At 59.0% G+C, this 23,060-nt stretch carries 9 protein-coding genes, 6 rRNA genes and 1 pseudogene; 14 read left to right on the plus strand and 2 right to left on the minus strand.

Going from position 1 to position 23,060, the window contains the following annotated elements; genetic code table 11:
* Window position 1: 1 nt before the first annotated feature.
* The 4 genes from rpsN to rrf (AC6JA3_RS02205) all read left to right on the plus strand — a co-directional run bounded on the left by rpsN (window position 2) and on the right by rrf (AC6JA3_RS02205) (window position 7,443).
* Complete coding sequence (rpsN, locus tag AC6JA3_RS02190) at window positions 2-307, plus strand: 30S ribosomal protein S14 (RefSeq protein WP_011776360.1); 306 nt, start codon at window positions 2-4, stop codon at window positions 305-307.
* A gap of 1,589 nt (window positions 308-1,896) precedes the next feature.
* Window positions 1,897-3,416 (plus strand): 16S ribosomal RNA (locus AC6JA3_RS02195).
* A 592-nt stretch (window positions 3,417-4,008) separates the two neighbouring features.
* A 23S ribosomal RNA gene (locus tag AC6JA3_RS02200) occupies window positions 4,009-7,152 on the plus strand.
* A gap of 174 nt (window positions 7,153-7,326) precedes the next feature.
* Window positions 7,327-7,443, plus strand: a 5S ribosomal RNA gene (gene rrf, locus AC6JA3_RS02205).
* Together the 16S, 23S and 5S rRNA genes form the textbook arrangement of a ribosomal RNA operon.
* Window positions 7,444-7,516: 73 nt before the next feature.
* Here rrf (AC6JA3_RS02205) and AC6JA3_RS02210 read toward each other — a convergent pair.
* The gene (locus tag AC6JA3_RS02210) at window positions 7,517-7,945 is read right to left on the minus strand and encodes a nuclear transport factor 2 family protein (RefSeq protein WP_091554454.1); all 429 of its coding nucleotides are present in this window, start codon (window positions 7,943-7,945) and stop codon (window positions 7,517-7,519) included.
* A gap of 96 nt (window positions 7,946-8,041) precedes the next feature.
* On the opposite strand from AC6JA3_RS02210, the gene AC6JA3_RS02215 reads away from it, so the two are divergent.
* The 4 genes from AC6JA3_RS02215 to rrf (AC6JA3_RS02230) all read left to right on the plus strand — a co-directional run bounded on the left by AC6JA3_RS02215 (window position 8,042) and on the right by rrf (AC6JA3_RS02230) (window position 15,002).
* A complete protein-coding gene (locus AC6JA3_RS02215) occupies window positions 8,042-8,995 on the plus strand; it encodes an RNA polymerase subunit sigma-70 (RefSeq protein WP_347783620.1) in 954 nt (317 codons plus the stop codon).
* A 462-nt stretch (window positions 8,996-9,457) separates the two neighbouring features.
* Window positions 9,458-10,977: ribosomal RNA gene (locus AC6JA3_RS02220) — 16S ribosomal RNA — on the plus strand.
* Between the two features lie 590 nt (window positions 10,978-11,567).
* A 23S ribosomal RNA gene (locus AC6JA3_RS02225) occupies window positions 11,568-14,711 on the plus strand.
* Between the two features lie 174 nt (window positions 14,712-14,885).
* Window positions 14,886-15,002, plus strand: a 5S ribosomal RNA gene (gene rrf / locus AC6JA3_RS02230).
* Between the two features lie 151 nt (window positions 15,003-15,153).
* On the opposite strand, the gene AC6JA3_RS02235 is transcribed toward rrf (AC6JA3_RS02230), so the two are convergent.
* Window positions 15,154-16,191 (minus strand): patatin-like phospholipase family protein, encoded by a 1,038-nt coding sequence (locus tag AC6JA3_RS02235; RefSeq protein ID WP_347782459.1) that lies wholly within the window; start codon window positions 16,189-16,191, stop codon window positions 15,154-15,156.
* A 202-nt stretch (window positions 16,192-16,393) separates the two neighbouring features.
* Here AC6JA3_RS02235 and AC6JA3_RS02240 point away from each other — a divergent pair, with 202 nt between their 5' ends.
* The 6 genes and pseudogenes from AC6JA3_RS02240 to AC6JA3_RS02265 all read left to right on the plus strand — a co-directional run bounded on the left by AC6JA3_RS02240 (window position 16,394) and on the right by AC6JA3_RS02265 (window position 22,974).
* Window positions 16,394-16,957 carry a GNAT family N-acetyltransferase gene (locus AC6JA3_RS02240; protein WP_026543251.1) on the plus strand — a complete coding sequence of 188 codons (564 nt, stop codon included), beginning with the start codon at window positions 16,394-16,396 and terminating at the stop codon, window positions 16,955-16,957.
* 213 nt (window positions 16,958-17,170) lie between these two features.
* Window positions 17,171-17,458: an HU family DNA-binding protein gene (locus AC6JA3_RS02245; RefSeq protein WP_011776355.1), complete on the plus strand. Its 288-nt coding sequence runs from the start codon at window positions 17,171-17,173 to the stop codon at window positions 17,456-17,458.
* A gap of 134 nt (window positions 17,459-17,592) precedes the next feature.
* Window positions 17,593-20,001 carry a bifunctional copper resistance protein CopD/cytochrome c oxidase assembly protein gene (locus AC6JA3_RS02250; protein WP_497919860.1) on the plus strand — a complete coding sequence of 803 codons (2,409 nt, stop codon included), beginning with the start codon at window positions 17,593-17,595 and terminating at the stop codon, window positions 19,999-20,001.
* The gene (locus AC6JA3_RS02255) at window positions 20,001-21,974 is read left to right on the plus strand and encodes an NHL domain-containing thioredoxin family protein (RefSeq protein ID WP_026543253.1); all 1,974 of its coding nucleotides are present in this window, start codon (window positions 20,001-20,003) and stop codon (window positions 21,972-21,974) included. The genes AC6JA3_RS02250 and AC6JA3_RS02255 overlap by 1 nt, the downstream gene beginning before the upstream one ends.
* Before the next feature lie 160 nt (window positions 21,975-22,134).
* Window positions 22,135-22,269: pseudogene (locus AC6JA3_RS02260) on the plus strand (type IV toxin-antitoxin system AbiEi family antitoxin domain-containing protein); the annotation flags it as partial.
* Window positions 22,270-22,446: 177 nt separating this feature from the next.
* The gene (locus AC6JA3_RS02265) at window positions 22,447-22,974 is read left to right on the plus strand and encodes an endonuclease domain-containing protein (protein ID WP_497920614.1); all 528 of its coding nucleotides are present in this window, start codon (window positions 22,447-22,449) and stop codon (window positions 22,972-22,974) included.
* The last annotated feature ends 86 nt before the right edge of the window (window positions 22,975-23,060 follow it).

Genomic DNA, 23,060 nt, shown 5'->3' on the forward strand with positions numbered 1-23,060 from the left:
CATGGCAAAGAAGTCAAAGATTGCTCGCAACGAGCAGCGCAAGGTCATTGTTGAGCGTTACGCTGCCAAGCGTCTCGAACTGAAGAAGACCCTGGTTGACCCCAACGCGACTGACGAAGCACGCGAAGCTGCACGCCTCGGCCTGCAGAAGCTGCCCCGCAACGCCTCCCCGATCCGTCTGCGTAACCGCGACCAGATCGACGGCCGTCCCCGTGGCACGCTCCAGAAGTTCGGTATCTCCCGTGTTCGCTTCCGCGACATGGCTCACCGTGGTGAGCTCCCGGGCATCACCAAGTCTTCCTGGTAATCACGAAGCCCTGAAAAGGCCGGCAACCGTTATGGTTGCCGGCCCTTTTTGCGTTTAAGCACGTGTTCGCGGGGGTTGGTTGCGGTTGTGGGTTGTGGGTGGAGCGGCGGAGTGGCGAGTGGGTGTGGTTGCTGGTTGGGCGGGGGAGTTGTGGCTGGGCTGCTGGTTGCGGGTTGGTGCGGCGGTCGTCCTCGGCGCGCTGCTCCTTCGTCGCTTTGACGCGCGCTGCCGGACGACCGCCGCCCCTTCCGACGCTCTCTCACTTCCCCCGGGGTTGGGGGCGGATCCTCTCTCACTTCCCCTGGGTTGCCCGGGTGGCTGTTGGCTGGACGGGGGGTCTTCCTTGGTGCGCTTGGTCGTTCTTCCTTTGCGCGCGCGCTGGCGGATGCCCCCCCTTCGACGCTCTTTCACTTCCCCCGGGGTTGGGGGCGGATCCTCTCTCAGGTCCCCCGGGGTTGGGGGCGGATCCTCTCTCAGGTCCCCCGGGGTTGGGGGCGGATCCTCTCTCAGGTCCCCCGGGGTTGGGGCCGGATCCTCTCTCACATCCCCTGGGTTGCGAGGTGGCTGTTGGCTGGGCGGGGGTCTTCCTTGGTGCGCTGGGTCGTTCCTCCCTTGGATGCGCGTTGCCGGATGCCCTCCGACGCTCTTTCACTTCCCCGGGGTTTGGGGGCGGATCCTCTCTCACTTCCCCTGGGTTGCGGGGTGGCTGTTGGCTGGGCGGGGGTCTTCCTTGAGCGCGCGCTGCCGGATGCCTTCCGACGCTCTTTCACTTCCCCGGGGGTTGGTGGCGGATCCTCTCTCAGGTCCCCCGGGGGTTGGGGCCGGATCCTCTTTCATGTCCCCTTGGGTTGGGGGTGGCTGTTGGTTGGATGGGGGTCTTCCTTGGTGCCCTTGGTCGTTCTTCCTTTGGGCGCGCGCTGCCGGGTGACCTCCGACGCTCTTTCACTTCCCCGGGGGTTGGGGCCGGATCCTCTCTCACGTCCCCCGGGTTGCGGGAGTGGGGTTTGGGGTCGTTTGGGTTTGTGATGGGCTTCACTTGGGTTGTTTTGGGCGGATTATGCTTTGTTTGAGGGGTTTGTGCGTCCTTTTGGCCTGTGTTGGCGCGGGTTTTGGTTGGTGTTGGGGGTGATTTGTGCCGGTGCCCGTGGGCGTGTAATGTCTTCTGAGTCGCCGCGAGTGAGACAGCTTGGAGTTGGGAACCGCGGAGGCCGAACCCCTTTGATAACAGCCTGAAAAATGGTGCGCTTCCGGGCGTGCTTGTGTCGGGTGGGGCCGGAGACTGGACCGGAAATCGCGGAAACGTTGATTTGCGAAGTTCTGGTTGATCGGGTAAGTTTGAAAAGTTGCTCCGGAGCGATCCTGGACCCTGGTGGGTGTGGGTGGTGCCGGTAGTGTCTGTTGTTTGAGAACTCAATAGTGTGCCAAGTTTGTTGATGCCGATTGTTTTATTGATTGGTTGAAATTATGGCCAGGTTGCTGCGCACCCCCGTGTGTGGTGGTCTGGTTTTCAGCTGGTTTCGAATTTTGTGCAGCCGCGTCCTGTCGTTATTTCCGGTGGGTGTGGTTGTGTCTGTTTGATTTGTTTTACTTCAACGGAGAGTTTGATCCTGGCTCAGGATGAACGCTGGCGGCGTGCTTAACACATGCAAGTCGAACGATGATCCCAGCTTGCTGGGGGATTAGTGGCGAACGGGTGAGTAACACGTGAGTAACCTGCCCTTGACTCTGGGATAAGCCTGGGAAACTGGGTCTAATACCGGATATGACTCCTCATCGCATGGTGGGGGGTGGAAAGCTTTTGTGGTTTTGGATGGACTCGCGGCCTATCAGCTTGTTGGTGGGGTAATGGCCTACCAAGGCGACGACGGGTAGCCGGCCTGAGAGGGTGACCGGCCACACTGGGACTGAGACACGGCCCAGACTCCTACGGGAGGCAGCAGTGGGGAATATTGCACAATGGGCGCAAGCCTGATGCAGCGACGCCGCGTGAGGGATGACGGCCTTCGGGTTGTAAACCTCTTTCAGTAGGGAAGAAGCGAAAGTGACGGTACCTGCAGAAGAAGCGCCGGCTAACTACGTGCCAGCAGCCGCGGTAATACGTAGGGCGCAAGCGTTATCCGGAATTATTGGGCGTAAAGAGCTCGTAGGCGGTTTGTCGCGTCTGCTGTGAAAGACCGGGGCTCAACTCCGGTTCTGCAGTGGGTACGGGCAGACTAGAGTGCAGTAGGGGAGACTGGAATTCCTGGTGTAGCGGTGAAATGCGCAGATATCAGGAGGAACACCGATGGCGAAGGCAGGTCTCTGGGCTGTAACTGACGCTGAGGAGCGAAAGCATGGGGAGCGAACAGGATTAGATACCCTGGTAGTCCATGCCGTAAACGTTGGGCACTAGGTGTGGGGGACATTCCACGTTTTCCGCGCCGTAGCTAACGCATTAAGTGCCCCGCCTGGGGAGTACGGCCGCAAGGCTAAAACTCAAAGGAATTGACGGGGGCCCGCACAAGCGGCGGAGCATGCGGATTAATTCGATGCAACGCGAAGAACCTTACCAAGGCTTGACATGAACCGGTAATACCTGGAAACAGGTGCCCCGCTTGCGGTCGGTTTACAGGTGGTGCATGGTTGTCGTCAGCTCGTGTCGTGAGATGTTGGGTTAAGTCCCGCAACGAGCGCAACCCTCGTTCTATGTTGCCAGCGCGTTATGGCGGGGACTCATAGGAGACTGCCGGGGTCAACTCGGAGGAAGGTGGGGACGACGTCAAATCATCATGCCCCTTATGTCTTGGGCTTCACGCATGCTACAATGGCCGGTACAAAGGGTTGCGATACTGTGAGGTGGAGCTAATCCCAAAAAGCCGGTCTCAGTTCGGATTGGGGTCTGCAACTCGACCCCATGAAGTCGGAGTCGCTAGTAATCGCAGATCAGCAACGCTGCGGTGAATACGTTCCCGGGCCTTGTACACACCGCCCGTCAAGTCACGAAAGTTGGTAACACCCGAAGCCGGTGGCCTAACCCTTGTGGGGGGAGCCGTCGAAGGTGGGACCGGCGATTGGGACTAAGTCGTAACAAGGTAGCCGTACCGGAAGGTGCGGCTGGATCACCTCCTTTCTAAGGAGCTGCTAGCAGTCGTGTTGTTTGCCTGCATGGGTGGATGACGGGTTGCCAGTGTTGCCCATTGCGCAGGCGTTTGTTCTGCGGTGGGTGCTCATGGGTGGAATATCAACAAATCATTTTTTGGCATGGCCTTTGCTGGTTGTGTCCTGGTGTTAGTACGGCATCTTGTGTCCTCTTTTGGGGGGTGTGGGGTGTGTGGAACGCTGCTGGGGCGTGGTTGGTGGGTTGTGTTTGGCGCACTGTTGGGTCCTGAGGCAACAGGACCTTTTTGCAGCAATGCAGGGGGGCATCTTCTGGTGTTTCTTTTGTTCCTGCTTCCGGTTTTCCTTGTCTGTTTGTCATGGTCCGTGCACGTTGGTGTGTGGGTTGTGGTGGGTGGGGGGCTGGTTGATGGGGTTGTTGTTTGAGAACTACATAGTGGACGCGAGCATCTGAAACATGCACGGTGGCTGATTATCCTTTTGTCCTTCCCTTTTTTGGGTGGGTGGGGGTGGTTGGTGTGTGTGTTTCTACAGCAATTTCTTATGAATGAACCTTGGGCCCAAGTGGCTCGTGGTTCTCTCGAGTAAGTTTATTGATCTTGTGTGGTCAAGTTTTTAAGGGCACACGGTGGATGCCTTGGCATTAGGAGCCGAAGAAGGACGTAGGAATCTGCGATAAGCCTGGGGGAGTTGATAACCGAGCGTTGATCCCAGGATGTCCGAATGGGGAAACCCCGCACAACGCTGTGAGGTGATTGTGTGACCCGCATCTGAACACATAGGGTGCGTGGGGGGAACGCGGGGAAGTGAAACATCTCAGTACCCGCAGGAAGAGAAAACAATAGTGATTCCGTTAGTAGTGGCGAGCGAACGCGGATCAGGCTAAACCGTTTCCATGTGTGATAGCCGGCGGGCGTTGCATGGGCGGGGTTGTGGGACTTTCCGTTCTGGTTCTGCCGGACCAGTGGGGTGATGTGCGTGCATAGGTGAACGGTCTTGAAAGGCCGGCCAGAGAGGGTGTGAGCCCCGTAACCGTAATGTTGTGTGCAGCCTGGAGAGTATCCCAAGTAGCACGGGGCCCGAGAAATCCCGTGCGAATCTGTCAGGACCACCTGATAAGCCTAAATACTTCCTAATGACCGATAGCGGACCAGTACCGTGAGGGAAAGGTGAAAAGTACCCCGGGAGGGGAGTGAAACAGTACCTGAAACCGTGTGCTTACAATCCGTCGGAGCCAGTCTGATTCTGGTGACGGCGTGCCTTTTGAAGAATGAGCCTGCGAGTTAGTGTTACGTCGCGAGGTTAACCCGTGTGGGGTAGCCGTAGCGAAAGCGAGTCTGAATAGGGCGAGTGTAGTGGCGTGATCTAGACCCGAAGCGGAGTGATCTACCCATGGCCAGGTTGAAGCGACGGTAAGACGTCGTGGAGGACCGAACCCACTTCAGTTGAAAATGGAGGGGATGAGCTGTGGGTAGGGGTGAAAGGCCAATCAAACTCCGTGATAGCTGGTTCTCCCCGAAATGCATTTAGGTGCAGCGTTGCGTGTTTCTTGCCGGAGGTAGAGCTACTGGATGGCCGATGGGCCCTACAAGGTTACTGACGTCAGCCAAACTCCGAATGCCGGTAAGTGAGAGCGCAGCAGTGAGACTGTGGGGGATAAGCTTCATAGTCGAGAGGGAAACAGCCCAGACCACCAACTAAGGCCCCTAAGCGTGTGCTAAGTGGGAAAGGATGTGGAGTTGCGAAGACAACCAGGAGGTTGGCTTAGAAGCAGCCATCCTTGAAAGAGTGCGTAATAGCTCACTGGTCAAGTGATTCCGCGCCGACAATGTAGCGGGGCTCAAGTACACCGCCGAAGTTGTGGATTTCACACATTGCCCTAGCCTTCGTGGTTCAGGGGTGTGGAGTGGTAGGGGAGCGTCGTGTGGGCAGTGAAGTCGCGGTGTAAACCAGCGGTGGAGCCTACACGAGTGAGAATGCAGGCATGAGTAGCGAAAGACGGGTGAGAAACCCGTCCGCCGAATGATCAAGGGTTCCAGGGTCAAGCTAATCTGCCCTGGGTAAGTCGGGACCTAAGGCGAGGCCGACAGGCGTAGTCGATGGACAACGGGTTGATATTCCCGTACCGGCGAAAAACCGCCCATGCCAAGCGGGGGATACTAACCGCCCGGAGCCTGCCCGCTCACCCTTGTGGTGTTGTGGGTTTTGGCCGAGCGCGGGACCTGATCCTGGGAGGTAAGCGTATTAACAGGTGTGACGCAGGAAGGTAGCCGGGCCGGGCGATGGTTGCCCCGGTCTAAGGATGTAGGGTCAGGGATAGGCAAATCCGTTCCTGTGTGCTTCGAGCACGTGCCTGAGATCTGATGGGACTCCCGTAAGGGGGGATCCGGTGATCCTATGCTGCCAAGAAAAGCATCGACGCGAGGTTTTAGCCGCCCGTACCCCAAACCGACACAGGTGATCAGGTAGAGAATACCAAGGCGATCGAGAGAATTATGGTTAAGGAACTCGGCAAAATGCCCCCGTAACTTCGGGAGAAGGGGGGCCTGCCCCGTGATGGAGACTTGCTCTCCGTGAGCGGGTGTGGGCCGCAGAGACCAGGGGGAAGCGACTGTTTACTAAAAACACAGGTCCGTGCGAAGTCGCAAGACGATGTATACGGACTGACTCCTGCCCGGTGCTGGAAGGTTAAGAGGACCGGTTAGCCCCTTGTGGGCGAAGCTGAGAATTTAAGCCCCAGTAAACGGCGGTGGTAACTATAACCATCCTAAGGTAGCGAAATTCCTTGTCGGGTAAGTTCCGACCTGCACGAATGGAGTAACGACTTCCCCGCTGTCTCAACCATAAACTCGGCGAAATTGCAGTACGAGTAAAGATGCTCGTTACGCGCAGCAGGACGGAAAGACCCCGAGACCTTTACTATAGTTTGGTATTGGTGTTCGGAGTGGCTTGTGTAGGATAGGTGGGAGACGTTGAAACCCGGACGCCAGTTCGGGTGGAGTCATCGTTGAAATACCACTCTGGTCACTTTGGACATCTAACTTCGGCCCGTGATCCGGGTCAGGGACAGTGCCTGATGGGTAGTTTAACTGGGGCGGTTGCCTCCTAAAAAGTAACGGAGGCGCCCAAAGGTTCCCTCAGCCTGGTTGGCAATCAGGTGTCGAGTGTAAGTGCACAAGGGAGCTTGACTGTGAGAGAGACATCTCAAGCAGGGACGAAAGTCGGGACTAGTGATCCGGCGGTACATTGTGGAATGGCCGTCGCTCAACGGATAAAAGGTACCTCGGGGATAACAGGCTGATCTTGCCCAAGAGTCCATATCGACGGCATGGTTTGGCACCTCGATGTCGGCTCGTCGCATCCTGGGGCTGGAGTAGGTCCCAAGGGTTGGGCTGTTCGCCCATTAAAGCGGTACGCGAGCTGGGTTTAGAACGTCGTGAGACAGTTCGGTCCCTATCCGCTGCGCGCGCAGGAAATTTGAGAAGGGCTGTCCTTAGTACGAGAGGACCGGGACGGACGAACCTCTGGTGTGTCAGTTGTACTGCCAAGTGCATCGCTGATTAGCTACGTTCGGATGGGATAACCGCTGAAAGCATCTAAGCGGGAAGCTCGCTTCAAGATGAGATTTCCATACACATTATGTGTGAGAGGCCCCCAGCCAGACCACTGGGTTGATAGGCCGGATGTGGAAGCGAGGACTAAAGACTCGTGAAGCTGACCGGTACTAATAGGCCAACAACTTACACCACACAACACACTGCACGCGTCCACTATGTGGTTCCCGAACAACAACCCACCACGGGTTGCCGGAACCAAATAACTGAATAACAACCAAGCACCACAGTTGTAACCACAAACTTCCCACCCAGGACAACCACACCCCAACACAGGGTGTCCGGTCAGTCCGGGACGGGTAAAAAGGTTACGGCGGTCATAGCGTGGGGGAAACGCCCGGTCCCATTCCGAACCCGGAAGCTAAGACCCACAGCGCCGATGGTACTGCACCCGGGAGGGTGTGGGAGAGTAGGACACCGCCGGACACACATTAGGCAAGAGCCCCGACCACAGGTCGGGGCTCTTCCCCTTTAACCACCACAACACGGACCACCCGTTTCACGGACCACCCCGCTCTGACCCTCCAAGCGGCGCCATGTCTGATCGTCCTGGCTTCATCACTACGTCGCCGCGCGCCAAGGCGAAGGGCAGGCGATCGAAGATGATTCGGATCTCGACGATGAGACCGTCCCGCAGTCGATACAGCTCCGCACCTGGCGCGGTCGGAACAAAGTGATTTGCTGTGTCATACATGAGGATCGCTTCGTCGTTGCTGCCATAGGCTGCGTAGAGAGTAGAGCTCGTAAGCGATTCGGCAAAGGGCTCCATAAATGCCCGGACCTCGGCCTGGCCGGTCATGGTGCCTGCGGGAGCGAAGCAGCTGACATCCGCGGCCAGGTACTGCACTGCCGAGTCCATATCGCCGGATGTCCAGGCGCGGTGGTACGCAATTGCGATCTCGAGGGCTCCGTCAGGTTCAGTGGACATGGTGTGGTTCCTTTCAAAGTTGCTGACCCCCGTATAGACACCAGAGTTCAGTTGATCGGAACGCTGATGGGGGAGGCATGCCAAGATTGAAGCGTGATGTCACCTGAATTGGAGGCTGCCAGGGCCGGCGATGAGCTGGCCTTCGCTTCCCTTGTCGGGCCGTATCGCCGGGAGCTTCATCTGCACTGCTATAGGATCACGGGCTCTTTTGACGAGGCGGACGACGTACTGCAGGAGGCTTTGCTTGCTGCGTGGCGGGGCTTGCCGGAATTTGCCGGCCGCTCGTCTTTGCGCACCTGGCTGTATCGAATTGCCACCAATCGTGCGCTCAATTCTGTAAGGGATAGAAGCCGGCGGCCCCGCACTGCCCCTTTGCCTCCTTTCGAGCCACCGGATCCCTCCGGCAGTTTTGATTTAGCTCACTTGCAGCCGTACCCCGATGCGTTGGTCGACCAGGTTGATCCGGCTGTGCAGGCTGTTAACCGGGAGACCATTCAGCTCGCATTCGTTGTCGCCCTTCAAAGGATGCCGCCCCGTCAAGCCGCGGTGCTGCTGCTTTGCGATGTGCTGGAGTTCACGATTGCTGAAGCTGCAGAGTTGCTTTCGATAGGTGCAACAGCGGCGAAGGGTCTCCTGCAGCGGGCCCGGTCCACCCGGCCTTCCTCTTCCCAGGTATCCAGCGAAGAGGACCAGCAGGATATTGCCCGCAGATTTGCGGATGCTTTCTCCCGCGATGACATTGATGCAGTCCTCGAGCTCCTTACCGATCAGTGCTGGTTGGCCATGCCTCCTGCCTCTGAGTGCTACGTGGGACGGGATGCGGTAGGGCGATTCCTGCGTGCGAGTGCTGATGGGCGGCCCGGCGGACCGTACACTTTGGCAGCAGTCCGGGCGGGTGGCAGGCCGGCGTTCGTCTGTTACCTGGAGGGCAGGGCCAGGGGGTTGGTGGTCATTGAACCGTCTCCCGGGGCAGACAAGATCGATTCCATCATGCGGTTCCTCGACGATGGGCTGCACCGGCATTTTGAAATGCCTGAAACCTCGAAGTGACAGGCCCCCGGCGGGGTGGTGGGGGTTGGTGTTCGACGGCGGTTTGGTGGGGGTTGTGGGGGTGGTTGGGTGTTGGTGGGGTGGTGTGTGGGGGTGGATTTGCGTTGGGGGTTGGGGGCGTGTATTGTTTTCTGAGTCGCCGGGTGCGAAACGGAAAGCCGGAAGGTGTGTACGGTTCGGTAGGCGGCCAAAAATAACTCTTCTTTTCCAATGGCCCTGTTGGGTGCGCTGCTTTGTGTGGTGTGCTGTGGGTGATGTTTTGGGGGGTCTGTTGTTTGAGAACTCAATAGTGTGCCAAGTTTGTTGATGCCGATTGTTTTATTGATTGGTTGAAATTATGGCCGGATTGCTGCGCACCCCCGTGTGTGGTGGTCTGGTTTTCAGCTGGTTTCGAATTTTGTGCAGCCGCGTCCTGTCGTTATTTCCGGTGGGTGTGGTTGTGTCTGTTTGATTTGTTTTACTTCAACGGAGAGTTTGATCCTGGCTCAGGATGAACGCTGGCGGCGTGCTTAACACATGCAAGTCGAACGATGATCCCAGCTTGCTGGGGGATTAGTGGCGAACGGGTGAGTAACACGTGAGTAACCTGCCCTTGACTCTGGGATAAGCCTGGGAAACTGGGTCTAATACCGGATATGACTCCTCATCGCATGGTGGGGGGTGGAAAGCTTTTGTGGTTTTGGATGGACTCGCGGCCTATCAGCTTGTTGGTGGGGTAATGGCCTACCAAGGCGACGACGGGTAGCCGGCCTGAGAGGGTGACCGGCCACACTGGGACTGAGACACGGCCCAGACTCCTACGGGAGGCAGCAGTGGGGAATATTGCACAATGGGCGCAAGCCTGATGCAGCGACGCCGCGTGAGGGATGACGGCCTTCGGGTTGTAAACCTCTTTCAGTAGGGAAGAAGCGAAAGTGACGGTACCTGCAGAAGAAGCGCCGGCTAACTACGTGCCAGCAGCCGCGGTAATACGTAGGGCGCAAGCGTTATCCGGAATTATTGGGCGTAAAGAGCTCGTAGGCGGTTTGTCGCGTCTGCTGTGAAAGACCGGGGCTCAACTCCGGTTCTGCAGTGGGTACGGGCAGACTAGAGTGCAGTAGGGGAGACTGGAATTCCTGGTGTAGCGGTGAAATGCGCAGATATCAGGAGGAACACCGATGGCGAAGGCAGGTCTCTGGGCTGTAACTGACGCTGAGGAGCGAAAGCATGGGGAGCGAACAGGATTAGATACCCTGGTAGTCCATGCCGTAAACGTTGGGCACTAGGTGTGGGGGACATTCCACGTTTTCCGCGCCGTAGCTAACGCATTAAGTGCCCCGCCTGGGGAGTACGGCCGCAAGGCTAAAACTCAAAGGAATTGACGGGGGCCCGCACAAGCGGCGGAGCATGCGGATTAATTCGATGCAACGCGAAGAACCTTACCAAGGCTTGACATGAACCGGTAATACCTGGAAACAGGTGCCCCGCTTGCGGTCGGTTTACAGGTGGTGCATGGTTGTCGTCAGCTCGTGTCGTGAGATGTTGGGTTAAGTCCCGCAACGAGCGCAACCCTCGTTCTATGTTGCCAGCGCGTTATGGCGGGGACTCATAGGAGACTGCCGGGGTCAACTCGGAGGAAGGTGGGGACGACGTCAAATCATCATGCCCCTTATGTCTTGGGCTTCACGCATGCTACAATGGCCGGTACAAAGGGTTGCGATACTGTGAGGTGGAGCTAATCCCAAAAAGCCGGTCTCAGTTCGGATTGGGGTCTGCAACTCGACCCCATGAAGTCGGAGTCGCTAGTAATCGCAGATCAGCAACGCTGCGGTGAATACGTTCCCGGGCCTTGTACACACCGCCCGTCAAGTCACGAAAGTTGGTAACACCCGAAGCCGGTGGCCTAACCCTTGTGGGGGGAGCCGTCGAAGGTGGGACCGGCGATTGGGACTAAGTCGTAACAAGGTAGCCGTACCGGAAGGTGCGGCTGGATCACCTCCTTTCTAAGGAGCTGCTAGCAGTCGTGTTGTTTGCCTGCATGGGTGGATGACGGGTTGCCAGTGTTGCCCATTGCGCAGGCGTTTGTTCTGCGGTGGGTGCTCATGGGTGGAATATCAACAAATCATTTTTTGGCATGGCCTTTGCTGGTTGTGTCCTGGTGTTAGTACGGCATCTTGTGTCCTCTTTTGGGGGGTGTGGGGTGTGTGGAACGCTGCTGGGGCGTGGTTGGTGGGTTGTGTTTGGCGCACTGTTGGGTCCTGAGGCAACAGGACCTTTTTGCAGCAATGCAGGGGGGCATCTTCTGGTGTTTCTTTTGTTCCTGCTTCCGGTTTTCCTTGTCTGTTTGTCATGGTCCGTGCACGTTGGTGTGTGGGTTGTGGTGGGTGGGGGGCTGGTTGATGGGGTTGTTGTTTGAGAACTACATAGTGGACGCGAGCATCTGAAACATGCACGGTGGCTGATTATCCTTTTGTCCTTCCCTTTGGGGTGGGTGGGGGTGGTTGGTGTGTGTGTTTCTACAGCAATTTCTTATGAATGAACCTTGGGCCCAAGTGGCTCGTGGTTCTCTCGAGTAAGTTTATTGATCTTGTGTGGTCAAGTTTTTAAGGGCACACGGTGGATGCCTTGGCATTAGGAGCCGAAGAAGGACGTAGGAATCTGCGATAAGCCTGGGGGAGTTGATAACCGAGCGTTGATCCCAGGATGTCCGAATGGGGAAACCCCGCACAACGCTGCAAGGTGATTGTGTGACCCGCATCTGAACACATAGGGTGCGTGGGGGGAACGCGGGGAAGTGAAACATCTCAGTACCCGCAGGAAGAGAAAACAATAGTGATTCCGTTAGTAGTGGCGAGCGAACGCGGATCAGGCTAAACCGTTTCCATGTGTGATAGCCGGCGGGCGTTGCATGGGCGGGGTTGTGGGACTTTCCGTTCTGGTTCTGCCGGACCAGTGGGGTGATGTGCGTGCATAGGTGAACGGTCTTGAAAGGCCGGCCAGAGAGGGTGTGAGCCCCGTAACCGTAATGTTGTGTGCAGCCTGGAGAGTATCCCAAGTAGCACGGGGCCCGAGAAATCCCGTGCGAATCTGTCAGGACCACCTGATAAGCCTAAATACTTCCTAATGACCGATAGCGGACCAGTACCGTGAGGGAAAGGTGAAAAGTACCCCGGGAGGGGAGTGAAACAGTACCTGAAACCGTGTGCTTACAATCCGTCGGAGCCAGTCTGATTCTGGTGACGGCGTGCCTTTTGAAGAATGAGCCTGCGAGTTAGTGTTACGTCGCGAGGTTAACCCGTGTGGGGTAGCCGTAGCGAAAGCGAGTCTGAATAGGGCGAGTGTAGTGGCGTGATCTAGACCCGAAGCGGAGTGATCTACCCATGGCCAGGTTGAAGCGACGGTAAGACGTCGTGGAGGACCGAACCCACTTCAGTTGAAAATGGAGGGGATGAGCTGTGGGTAGGGGTGAAAGGCCAATCAAACTCCGTGATAGCTGGTTCTCCCCGAAATGCATTTAGGTGCAGCGTTGCGTGTTTCTTGCCGGAGGTAGAGCTACTGGATGGCCGATGGGCCCTACAAGGTTACTGACGTCAGCCAAACTCCGAATGCCGGTAAGTGAGAGCGCAGCAGTGAGACTGTGGGGGATAAGCTTCATAGTCGAGAGGGAAACAGCCCAGACCACCAACTAAGGCCCCTAAGCGTGTGCTAAGTGGGAAAGGATGTGGAGTTGCGAAGACAACCAGGAGGTTGGCTTAGAAGCAGCCATCCTTGAAAGAGTGCGTAATAGCTCACTGGTCAAGTGATTCCGCGCCGACAATGTAGCGGGGCTCAAGTACACCGCCGAAGTTGTGGATTTCACACATTGCCCTAGCCTTCGTGGTTCAGGGGTGTGGAGTGGTAGGGGAGCGTCGTGTGGGCAGTGAAGTCGCGGTGTAAACCAGCGGTGGAGCCTACACGAGTGAGAATGCAGGCATGAGTAGCGAAAGACGGGTGAGAAACCCGTCCGCCGAATGATCAAGGGTTCCAGGGTCAAGCTAATCTGCCCTGGGTAAGTCGGGACCTAAGGCGAGGCCGACAGGCGTAGTCGATGGACAACGGGTTGATATTCCCGTACCGGCGAAAAACCGCCCATGCCAAGCGGGGGATACTAACCGCCCGGAGCCTGCCCGCTCACCCTTGTGGTGTTGTGGGTTTTGGCCGAGCGCGGGACCTGATCCTGGGAGGTAAGCGTATTAACAGGTGTGACGCAGGAAGGTAGCCGGGCCGGGCGATGGTTGCCCCGGTCTAAGGATGTAGGGTCAGGGATAGGCAAATCCGTTCCTGTGTGCTTCGAGCACGTGCCTGAGATCTGATGGGACTCCCGTAAGGGGGGATCCGGTGATCCTATGCTGCCAAGAAAAGCATCGACGCGAGGTTTTAGCCGCCCGTACCCCAAACCGACACAGGTGATCAGGTAGAGAATACCAAGGCGATCGAGAGAATTATGGTTAAGGAACTCGGCAAAATGCCCCCGTAACTTCGGGAGAAGGGGGGCCTGCCCCGTGATGGAGACTTGCTCTCCGTGAGCGGGTGTGGGCCGCAGAGACCAGGGGGAAGCGACTGTTTACTAAAAACACAGGTCCGTGCGAAGTCGCAAGACGATGTATACGGACTGACTCCTGCCCGGTGCTGGAAGGTTAAGAGGACCGGTTAGCCCCTTGTGGGCGAAGCTGAGAATTTAAGCCCCAGTAAACGGCGGTGGTAACTATAACCATCCTAAGGTAGCGAAATTCCTTGTCGGGTAAGTTCCGACCTGCACGAATGGAGTAACGACTTCCCCGCTGTCTCAACCATAAACTCGGCGAAATTGCAGTACGAGTAAAGATGCTCGTTACGCGCAGCAGGACGGAAAGACCCCGAGACCTTTACTATAGTTTGGTATTGGTGTTCGGAGTGGCTTGTGTAGGATAGGTGGGAGACGTTGAAACCCGGACGCCAGTTCGGGTGGAGTCATCGTTGAAATACCACTCTGGTCACTTTGGACATCTAACTTCGGCCCGTGATCCGGGTCAGGGACAGTGCCTGATGGGTAGTTTAACTGGGGCGGTTGCCTCCTAAAAAGTAACGGAGGCGCCCAAAGGTTCCCTCAGCCTGGTTGGCAATCAGGTGTCGAGTGTAAGTGCACAAGGGAGCTTGACTGTGAGAGAGACATCTCAAGCAGGGACGAAAGTCGGGACTAGTGATCCGGCGGTACATTGTGGAATGGCCGTCGCTCAACGGATAAAAGGTACCTCGGGGATAACAGGCTGATCTTGCCCAAGAGTCCATATCGACGGCATGGTTTGGCACCTCGATGTCGGCTCGTCGCATCCTGGGGCTGGAGTAGGTCCCAAGGGTTGGGCTGTTCGCCCATTAAAGCGGTACGCGAGCTGGGTTTAGAACGTCGTGAGACAGTTCGGTCCCTATCCGCTGCGCGCGCAGGAAATTTGAGAAGGGCTGTCCTTAGTACGAGAGGACCGGGACGGACGAACCTCTGGTGTGTCAGTTGTACTGCCAAGTGCATCGCTGATTAGCTACGTTCGGATGGGATAACCGCTGAAAGCATCTAAGCGGGAAGCTCGCTTCAAGATGAGATTTCCATACACATTATGTGTGAGAGGCCCCCAGCCAGACCACTGGGTTGATAGGCCGGATGTGGAAGCGAGGACTAAAGACTCGTGAAGCTGACCGGTACTAATAGGCCAACAACTTACACCACACAACACACTGCACGCGTCCACTATGTGGTTCCCGAACAACAACCCACCACGGGTTGCCGGAACCAAATAACTGAATAACAACCAAGCACCACAGTTGTAACCACAAACTTCCCACCCAGGACAACCACACCCCAACACAGGGTGTCCGGTCAGTCCGGGACGGGTAAAAAGGTTACGGCGGTCATAGCGTGGGGGAAACGCCCGGTCCCATTCCGAACCCGGAAGCTAAGACCCACAGCGCCGATGGTACTGCACCCGGGAGGGTGTGGGAGAGTAGGACACCGCCGGACACACATTAGGCAAGAGCCCCGACCACAGGTCGGGGCTCTTCCCCTTTAACCACCACACACCACCAGGCACAACACCAGGCACCGGCTGGGCCACGCAGTAATCATTCTGCGTGGCCTCCATAAATTGGATGACTGCCGGGCGGGTCTTTCCCTAGGCCCAGAAGCCTGCCAGGCGCGCCGCCAGGGCCTTGCCCTGCAGGAAGCCTGCTGTCGCGGCGGCAGGCCTGAGGGACAGGTCCATGGCATTGACGCCGAACAAGTGCTCGGAATCAGCGTCCGGGAAGACCGTCTCTACCATGCTGCCCGCTAAGCGCAGCGTTTCAACCTGGCCAGCGAGATGCATGCCCCATGCCTTCGGCGTCCGGGTGCGTCCGCCGAAGGGAGCCAGCACGAGGACCCTTCCATGGCCGGCAGCCAAGTCAGCGTTCTCAGCGTTGGTACGGTAGCCGCCGTCGATGTACTGGTTATTGCCTATGCTGTAGGCAAAACCGCTGGCACAGCTGGCGGCCACAGCGTCGACCAGGTCCACACCGCTCCCGCGGTGGAAAACCACGGGGTCGCCCGTTCGGGCATCGACTGCGGTCAGGAGGATGGACTGTTCCGGCCATTCCTTGCTGGGGAGCCGGGTTGCGACCGTGGCCCGCCACCGGTCGCTGGACCCCTCCATGGCTTCGGCCATCTCGATTGCTGCTGCGCCCAGCCGTCGGCGCATATCCGCCATGTCTGTGGAATCGTTCATGATGTTGCTGGTTCGTTGCATGTGGTCCACTACGGGTTTGGCCCCGGCACCAACCGGTCCCGATCCCACAGTGCCCCTGCGTTGCTGCGTCGGAGCTTCGACTATCGCATTGAAAAGTCCGATTGGCGTTGCGCCGGCCAACTGGGCGGCTGCTGTGGAACCGGCAGAAGTGCCAACGGTCACGTCGGCCCTGGTGACATCCAGCCCCGCCTCCAGAAGACCTGCAATGACCCCAATCAGCCATGCATTGCCTGTGGATCCACCGCCCCCGAGGACCAGGGCACGCTTTTCATTGCTGGAATTCCGGGTCAGCGGGCCGGCATCGCCCTCCGGGCGGGACTTGGCGGGCTGGGATTCCGCGGGTTGGGAAAGGGCTGACAGCAAGTGCCCCGCCGTCTTGGGTGCCGCCGTCGGGTTCCCGTACTGGGACGAAGAAGGTGAAGTATTCATGGGAGTGCCTTTCGCGAAATGCGGGTTAAGGCGCTCCTGATGGCGACTGGTTCAGCCGCGGGATCGTGGACTGGAGGGAGCGCCCACTATTGGTACAGCGTTCATGGGTCCCACCTCCTGTCAAAAGTTCACGATCAACCGAAAACTACCACCCTGGAGATGCAGGCGCAATTGGCAGGACTACTGCCGGTAGAGTCTGGGGATGAATCTGACAAGAAGGGTGTCCACCAGGGTGGTCGGGGGAAGCGGTGAAGAGCTGCACCTACGCCAGCTTGAGCTGTCCGACGCCCCGGAAATGGCCGCTGCCTACGTGCGCAACCGCAGCCATTTGGCTCCTTGGGAGCCAGTCCGCTCTGAAGAGTTTTTCACGGTGAAGGGTCAGGAAACTGTCTTGCGGGCCAAGGCGGAGGACTCTACAGCCGGTCGCGAAGTGTCGTGGGTCATCATCGGCAGCCGTGGTATCCAGGGGGCGATTACGCTCACGGGCATTGTTCGCGGCCCTTTCCAGAGTGCCAACCTGGGCTACTGGATCGATGCGGAATGCGTCGGCAGGGGCCACGCATCGGCTTCGGTGGCCGCCGTCGTATCGATGGCCGATGAGGAGCTTGGCCTTCATAGGATCCAAGCCGCCACGTTGCTTCACAACGCAGGCTCCCAGGCAGTGCTGCGGCGGTCTGGCTTTGAGAAGATCGGCGTTGCGCCGTCCTACCTTCAGATTGCGGGAGAGTGGCAGGACCACGTTCTGTTCCAGCGCATCCTGTCCTGACGGGGCACACTGCGGGGCCGGCCGGGGCCCTAGGGTACGCCAAGGGCGTAAAGCACCCCTAAAAACCGCGAAAATCCGGTGATTTTGGTCAAAAAGGCGCGGAAACACGCGGAATTTGCTGGCCATGTCAGCCCAAGCTGGTAAGTTTTCGAACAGTGGCTTGCTCGCATTCCGCTTGAAAGCTCAAAAACGTATGAGTCCAGGAGGACGTAAATGGCTAAGAACCGTAGTGAACTCGTTGCAGAGGTAGCAGGCAAGGCTGGCACCAGCCAGGCAGCAGTCAACTCCGTGCTCGATGCACTGTTCGAAGTTTTCGAGACTTCTGTCGCCGCTGGCGAAAAGATCACCATCCCGGGCTGGCTCGCAGTTGAGCGCACCGACCGTGCAGCCCGCACCGGCCGCAACCCGCAGACCGGCGAGACCATCCAGATCGCAGCCGGCCACAGCGTCAAGCTGACCGCTGGCTCCAAGCTGAAGGCTGCTGTCGCCAAGAAGAAGTAATTACTCTTCGGCGAACGCCTTGAAGGGACGGCAACCTGTTGGTTGCCGTCCCTTCTGTTTTCCACATAGCGTCCTGCATCCACATAGCACCCTCCCGATTCGCAGCCCGGCGACAGGTAGCGGACAATGGATGAGTGCCATCAGCAAGAAATTCCGCAACTGCCCCTTCGCCTGTTCCCAAGCCGGGAGCACCAGGAGGCACTACAGTCGCGGGGATTTCCCTGCCATGGCAACTTGCTGGTCTGGCCGCGCTGTTCCTGACGCTGGCCGCAGCTTTGATCTACTCCGGTGCCTCGGCAGCCAGGCAGGTCTCGGACCCGGGCGAATTGGTCCGCTGGGGCCTTCCATTTGCGAAGGCCATACATAACGTCTCCGTGGCTACCGTGGTTGGCGGTTTGATCTTCGCCGTCGGAATCCTGCCCAAGAACATCGGTGGGTCGCGGTCCCGTGAGAAGGATGCCGACGCACCCGAACATCCCGCCTTTGCCCGGGCCCTTGCTGTGGCTGCCGCTGCAGGAGCCGTGTGGACGTTGTCGGCCGTGGCAGTACTCGTGCTGACCTATGCGGATGTAGCGGGCCAAGGCCTGTCCGGCGATGCTGAATTCACCCGGTCCCTGGTGTACTTCATGACGGACATCGAGACGGGTAAAGCCTGGCTTGCCGTCACCATCATCGCCGCAGTGGTTACCACGGCCCTCTTTGGCGTCAGGTCCTTGACCGGGCTGGCGTTCACCCTGTTACTGGCACTGATTGGCCTCATTCCGACAGCGTTGATCGGGCACTCATCGAGTTCCAGTGATCATGAAGGTGCCATCAACTCCCTGGGACTCCACTTGGTGGGAGTGTCCACGTGGGTGGGCGGCATCATCATGCTGGCGGTCCTCTCCGGCATCCTGACAGGTTCCCGCAGCAAGGGAATGCCGGACATCACCGAACAAACCCTGCGGCGCTTCTCGGCTCTGGCCGGCTTCGCCTTCGTCCTGGTCTTTGCATCCGGTGTCATCAATGCCGCCATCCGCGTGACGAACCCCGCGGACCTGTTCGGCTCCCCGTATGGGCAGCTCATCGTAGCCAAGTCCCTCGCCACGCTGGTCCTGGGCGGCATCGGCTTCATGCACCGGCAGTGGGTTATCCCGCAGCTCGGCAAAAACGGTTCCCTGTCCGCCCGCCGCGTGCTGTGGCAGTTGGTTCTCGTTGAGCTGCTGGTGATGGGCGCGACGTCGGGACTTGCCGTTGCGCTCGGACGCTCAGCTCCGCCGCAGCCAACCACCTATGCCCCTGACGCCTCGCCGTCGTTCATCCTCTCCGGCTATGAGCTCCCACCCGAGCTCACTCCGGAACGCTGGCTGACCGAATGGCGCTTCGATTGGCTATGGGTTGGAGTGGCGTTGTTCGGGGCGGTCTCCTACATCATGGGCATCATCAAGGTCCGCAAACGTGGAGACAAGTGGTCCTGGTTCCGGGCCGTGAACTGGCTCATCGGCTTGGTGGTTCTGACCTACATCACCTCCGGTCCCCCCGCCGTGTACGGCCGCGTGCTGTTCTCGGCGCACATGGTGGATCACATGGCGTTGACCATGGTGGCCCCCATCTTCCTGGTCCTTGGTGCGCCGGTAACCTTGGCCTTGCGCGCACTGCCTGCCCGGGGTGAAGGAACGCACGGCTCACGCGGCCTCAGGGAATGGCTGCTGCTGTTTGTGCACTCCCGGTTCTCGCAGATCGTGACGCACCCGTTGTTCGCAGCAGCCAACTTTGCGGGTTCAATCGTCCTTTTCTACTACTCCGACCTCTTCGGCCTGGCTATGCGCGAGCATGTGGGCCATGAGCTCATGAATGTGCACTTCCTCCTCACCGGCTATATCTTCGTGCTAAGCATGATTGGCAGCGATCCCCTTCCGCGCCGTGCGCCCTACCCGATGCGCCTGCTTCTCCTGCTGGCCACCATGGGCTTCCATGCATTCTTTGGCGTGGCCATCATGGGTGGTACCGGCCTGCTGGCCGCTGACTACTTTGGGAACCTGGGCAGGGCCTGGGGGCCGTCGGCCATTGGGGACCAGCAGTTGGGCGGTGCAGTTGCCTGGGGCATCGGCGAAGTACCCACACTGCTGGTAGCGATCGGAGTGGCGGTGATGTGGTCGCGTTCGGACGAACGGGAAACCCGCCGTGTTGACCGGGCTGCGGATAGGAATAATGACGCAGACCTGAGCGCTTACAACGATATGTTTGCCCGGCTCGCCGACCGAGATGCCAAGATGGCAAGCCGCACTGCCCCAACCTCCAAGCCAGGTCAACCCTCCAGGTTGGCCCAGCACGAAGGCGAAGCTGCCGGACGCACCACCGCCGAAAGCAGGACTGCCGAACGCACCACCACAGACCCTGCCGGACGCACGACCGCCGAAAGCAGCACTGCCGGACGCACGACCGCCGAACGCACCACCACAGACCCTGCCGGACGCACGGCCGCCGAAAGCAGCACTGCCGAACGCACCACCACAGACCCTGCCGGGCAGACTGAACCAAACACCAAGCTGGAAGGACGCTGATGAGCGAAACCGTACGCACCCAACTCCGGGTCCGGGCCTCCGAACTGGAGGGCCGCGGCTGGCTCAACACGGGCGGCAAATCCTTGGACCTCGAGTCTTTGCGCGGCAAGATCGTGCTGCTCGACTTCTGGACCTTCTGCTGCATCAACTGCCTGCATGTGCTGGACGAGCTGCGCCCGCTTGAAGAAAAGTACTCGGACGTCCTGGTGACTGTAGGCGTGCACTCGCCCAAGTTCGAACACGAAGCGGATCCTGTCGCGCTGGCATCGGCCGTTGAACGGTACGAAATCCACCACCCGGTCCTTGACGATCCTGAGCTCGCAACGTGGAAGGCCTACACGGCCCGTGCGTGGCCCACCCTGGTTGTTGTGGACCCCGAGGGCTACATCGTTGCCCACCTTTCCGGCGAGGGCCACGCGGACGGACTCGCCGTTCTGCTTGAGGAACTCGTTGCCGAGCACGAAGCCAAGGGCACCCTGCACCGGGGCAACGGCCCGTACGTGGCTCCTGAGCCGACATCGGGCACTCTGCGTTTCCCAGGTAAGGCCACCCAGCTGTCCAACGGCAACTACTTGGTAGTGGACTCAGGACACCACCGCTTGGTGGAGCTCCGCCCCGACCTTGAAACCGTGGAGCGCGTCATCGGTTCCGGGACCAAGGGCTACCTGGATGGCCAAGCGGAGATCGCACAGTTCAACGAGCCGCAAGGCATCGCGCTGCTCCCCTCGGAGCTGGCCTGGAAGCTTGGTTATGACGCCGTCGTTGCGGACACCGTCAACCACAGACTCCGCGGTGTGACGCTCAGCTCCGGGTACGTGCAGACCGTTGCAGGCAACGGTGTACAGCGGTTGCTCGACGCCGGTCCTGCCCGCGTGACCGATGCCGGAGCCGGCACTTGGTCGGAACACCACGACGCCGGCCCGGCTGACTTCGCTGCCGACTCGATCGATGTCGGGGCGCTGGGTCTCGGAACGGACGTTTCACTTTCCTCACCGTGGGACGTGGTGTGGAGCGAAAAGCTGCAGCGGGTGATCATCGCGATGGCCGGTACCCACCAGATCTTCGCTTTCGACCCCATCAGCAACGCGGTCTCCATCCTTGCCGGTTCCGGGCTGGAGGGGTTGTTGGACGGTAAGGCAGAGGAAGCCTGGTTTGCCCAGTCGTCCGGCCTGGCCATCGACGCAGACGGCAACATCTGGGTGGCTGACTCGGAAACTTCGTCCTTGCGCCGCCTGGTCCTCAGCGAATCCGGAGTGACAGTGGAAACCGCTGTCGGCAAGGGTCTGTTCGACTTCGGGTTCCGTGACGGCGACGCCGGCGAGGCCCGCTTGCAGCACCCACTCGGCGTTACAGTCCTCCCGGATGGTTCCGTGGCCATCGCCGACACTTACAACGGGGCTGTTCGCCGGTACGATCCCGCAACCAAGTCTGTGTCCACTTTGGCGAGGGGCCTCGCTGAGCCGAGCGACGTCGTCGTTGTCCAGGTTGAAGGCAGCGAGCCACTGCTCGTAGTGGTGGAGTCCAACAAACACCAACTGGTGCTGGTCCCGATTCCCAAGGAAGCCCAGCAGGTGGATGAGGGCGCATCGCAGACGCACCGCCCCAAGAGCCCGGTGACTCCGGGGAACCTGCAGCTTGCAGTCCGGTTCAAGGCTCCCACGGGCCAGAAGCTCGACGACCGTTGGGGCGATCCCACACAGCTGAAGATTTCGTCCACCCCGCCGGAGCTGCTGGTGTCCGGTGGAGGCACATCAGTGGGTTTGCTGCGCACACTGGAATTGTCTGCCGACGTTCCCGAGGGCATCCTTCACATCACCGCCCGCGCGGCGGCATGTGATGGGCCCGAAACCGAAGACGGTGAAATTCCCGACCACGCAGCCTGCCACCTTTACCAGCAGGACTGGGGCATTCCGGTAGTCCTTCAGGCCGATGGTGAGTCGGAGTTGGTGCTGGACCTCCGCGGCATGGACTAAGCCACACCCATTGAATGGCCCGGGCAACCTCTTAGGAGAATGCCCGGGCCATTTTTATGCCGTGGGTGACGTCAAAAGTGGGCCGGTCCCGATCTTTGCGTTATCCACATAGCCTGGTTCGGCCCTGCCGCCCCGGCAGCCGAAGAAGCACGCTGGAGGGATGAAACCCGAGGATGCCTTACGACGCTTGGGCGGCGTTGCATTGACGCGGCAGCTGCAGGCTCAGGGCTCCAGCGACGCTGCCCTACGAGCGGCATTGCGAGTGGGAAGCGTCGTGCGCGTCGAAAGGGGAGTGCTGCGTCTCCCGAGCGCGGATCCGACACTTGTAGCAGCAGTCAAAAGTAGGTCGCTGCTGACCTGCGCATCAGCTGCGAGCCGCTATGAACTGTGGTTGCTGCACAAACCCGCCGTGCCACACTACTGGCAAAGCAACGGCCGCCGTACGGCCGGGTGTGTCAGCCACCGCCTGTCATTGTCCCAGCCTCGAGCGATCGAGCCGTATGTGGCCCTGCCGGATGTCCTCCTGCACGCACTTCTCTGTCTGCCTCCGCTGGAAGCGCTGGTCATGGTAGAGAGTGCATTCTCCCGCGGCGACATCGGGCTCGGCTACCTTCGCCGTCATCTACCAGGCAACCGGGGCGGGCGGGCCCGTGAGGTTCTGGCCAAAGTGGACCGGGGTGCGGGGTCCCTTTTGGAAACCCTGGCACGCGTTCTCTTCCGGGACGTAGGCATCCGCACTGAGACTCAGGTGTGGATAGAAGGCGTAGGAACCGTCGACTTTCTCCTTGAAGGATTCCTCATAGTCGAGCTCGACGGCATTGCTTTCCATCTGGAGTCGCGCCAGTTCAAGAAGGACCGCAGGCGGGACAACGAAGCAATCAGGCAAGGAATGCTGGTGCTGAGGTTCTTCTACGAAGACGTGGTCTACGCCCCGGAGAAAATGCTCGGGCAAGTGCGTGAAGTTCTACTGCGTGGGCCGGCCCGGATGTGGTCGAAGTAGCCCATTTTAGGGCGGCTCTCATGCCATCACAGGCAGTGATTGCGGGACTTAGGGGTGGAAAACTGGGCCAGCCCGGCGGCAAGGCC

Source organism: Arthrobacter sp. TmtSoilC79 (genome assembly GCF_059739405.1).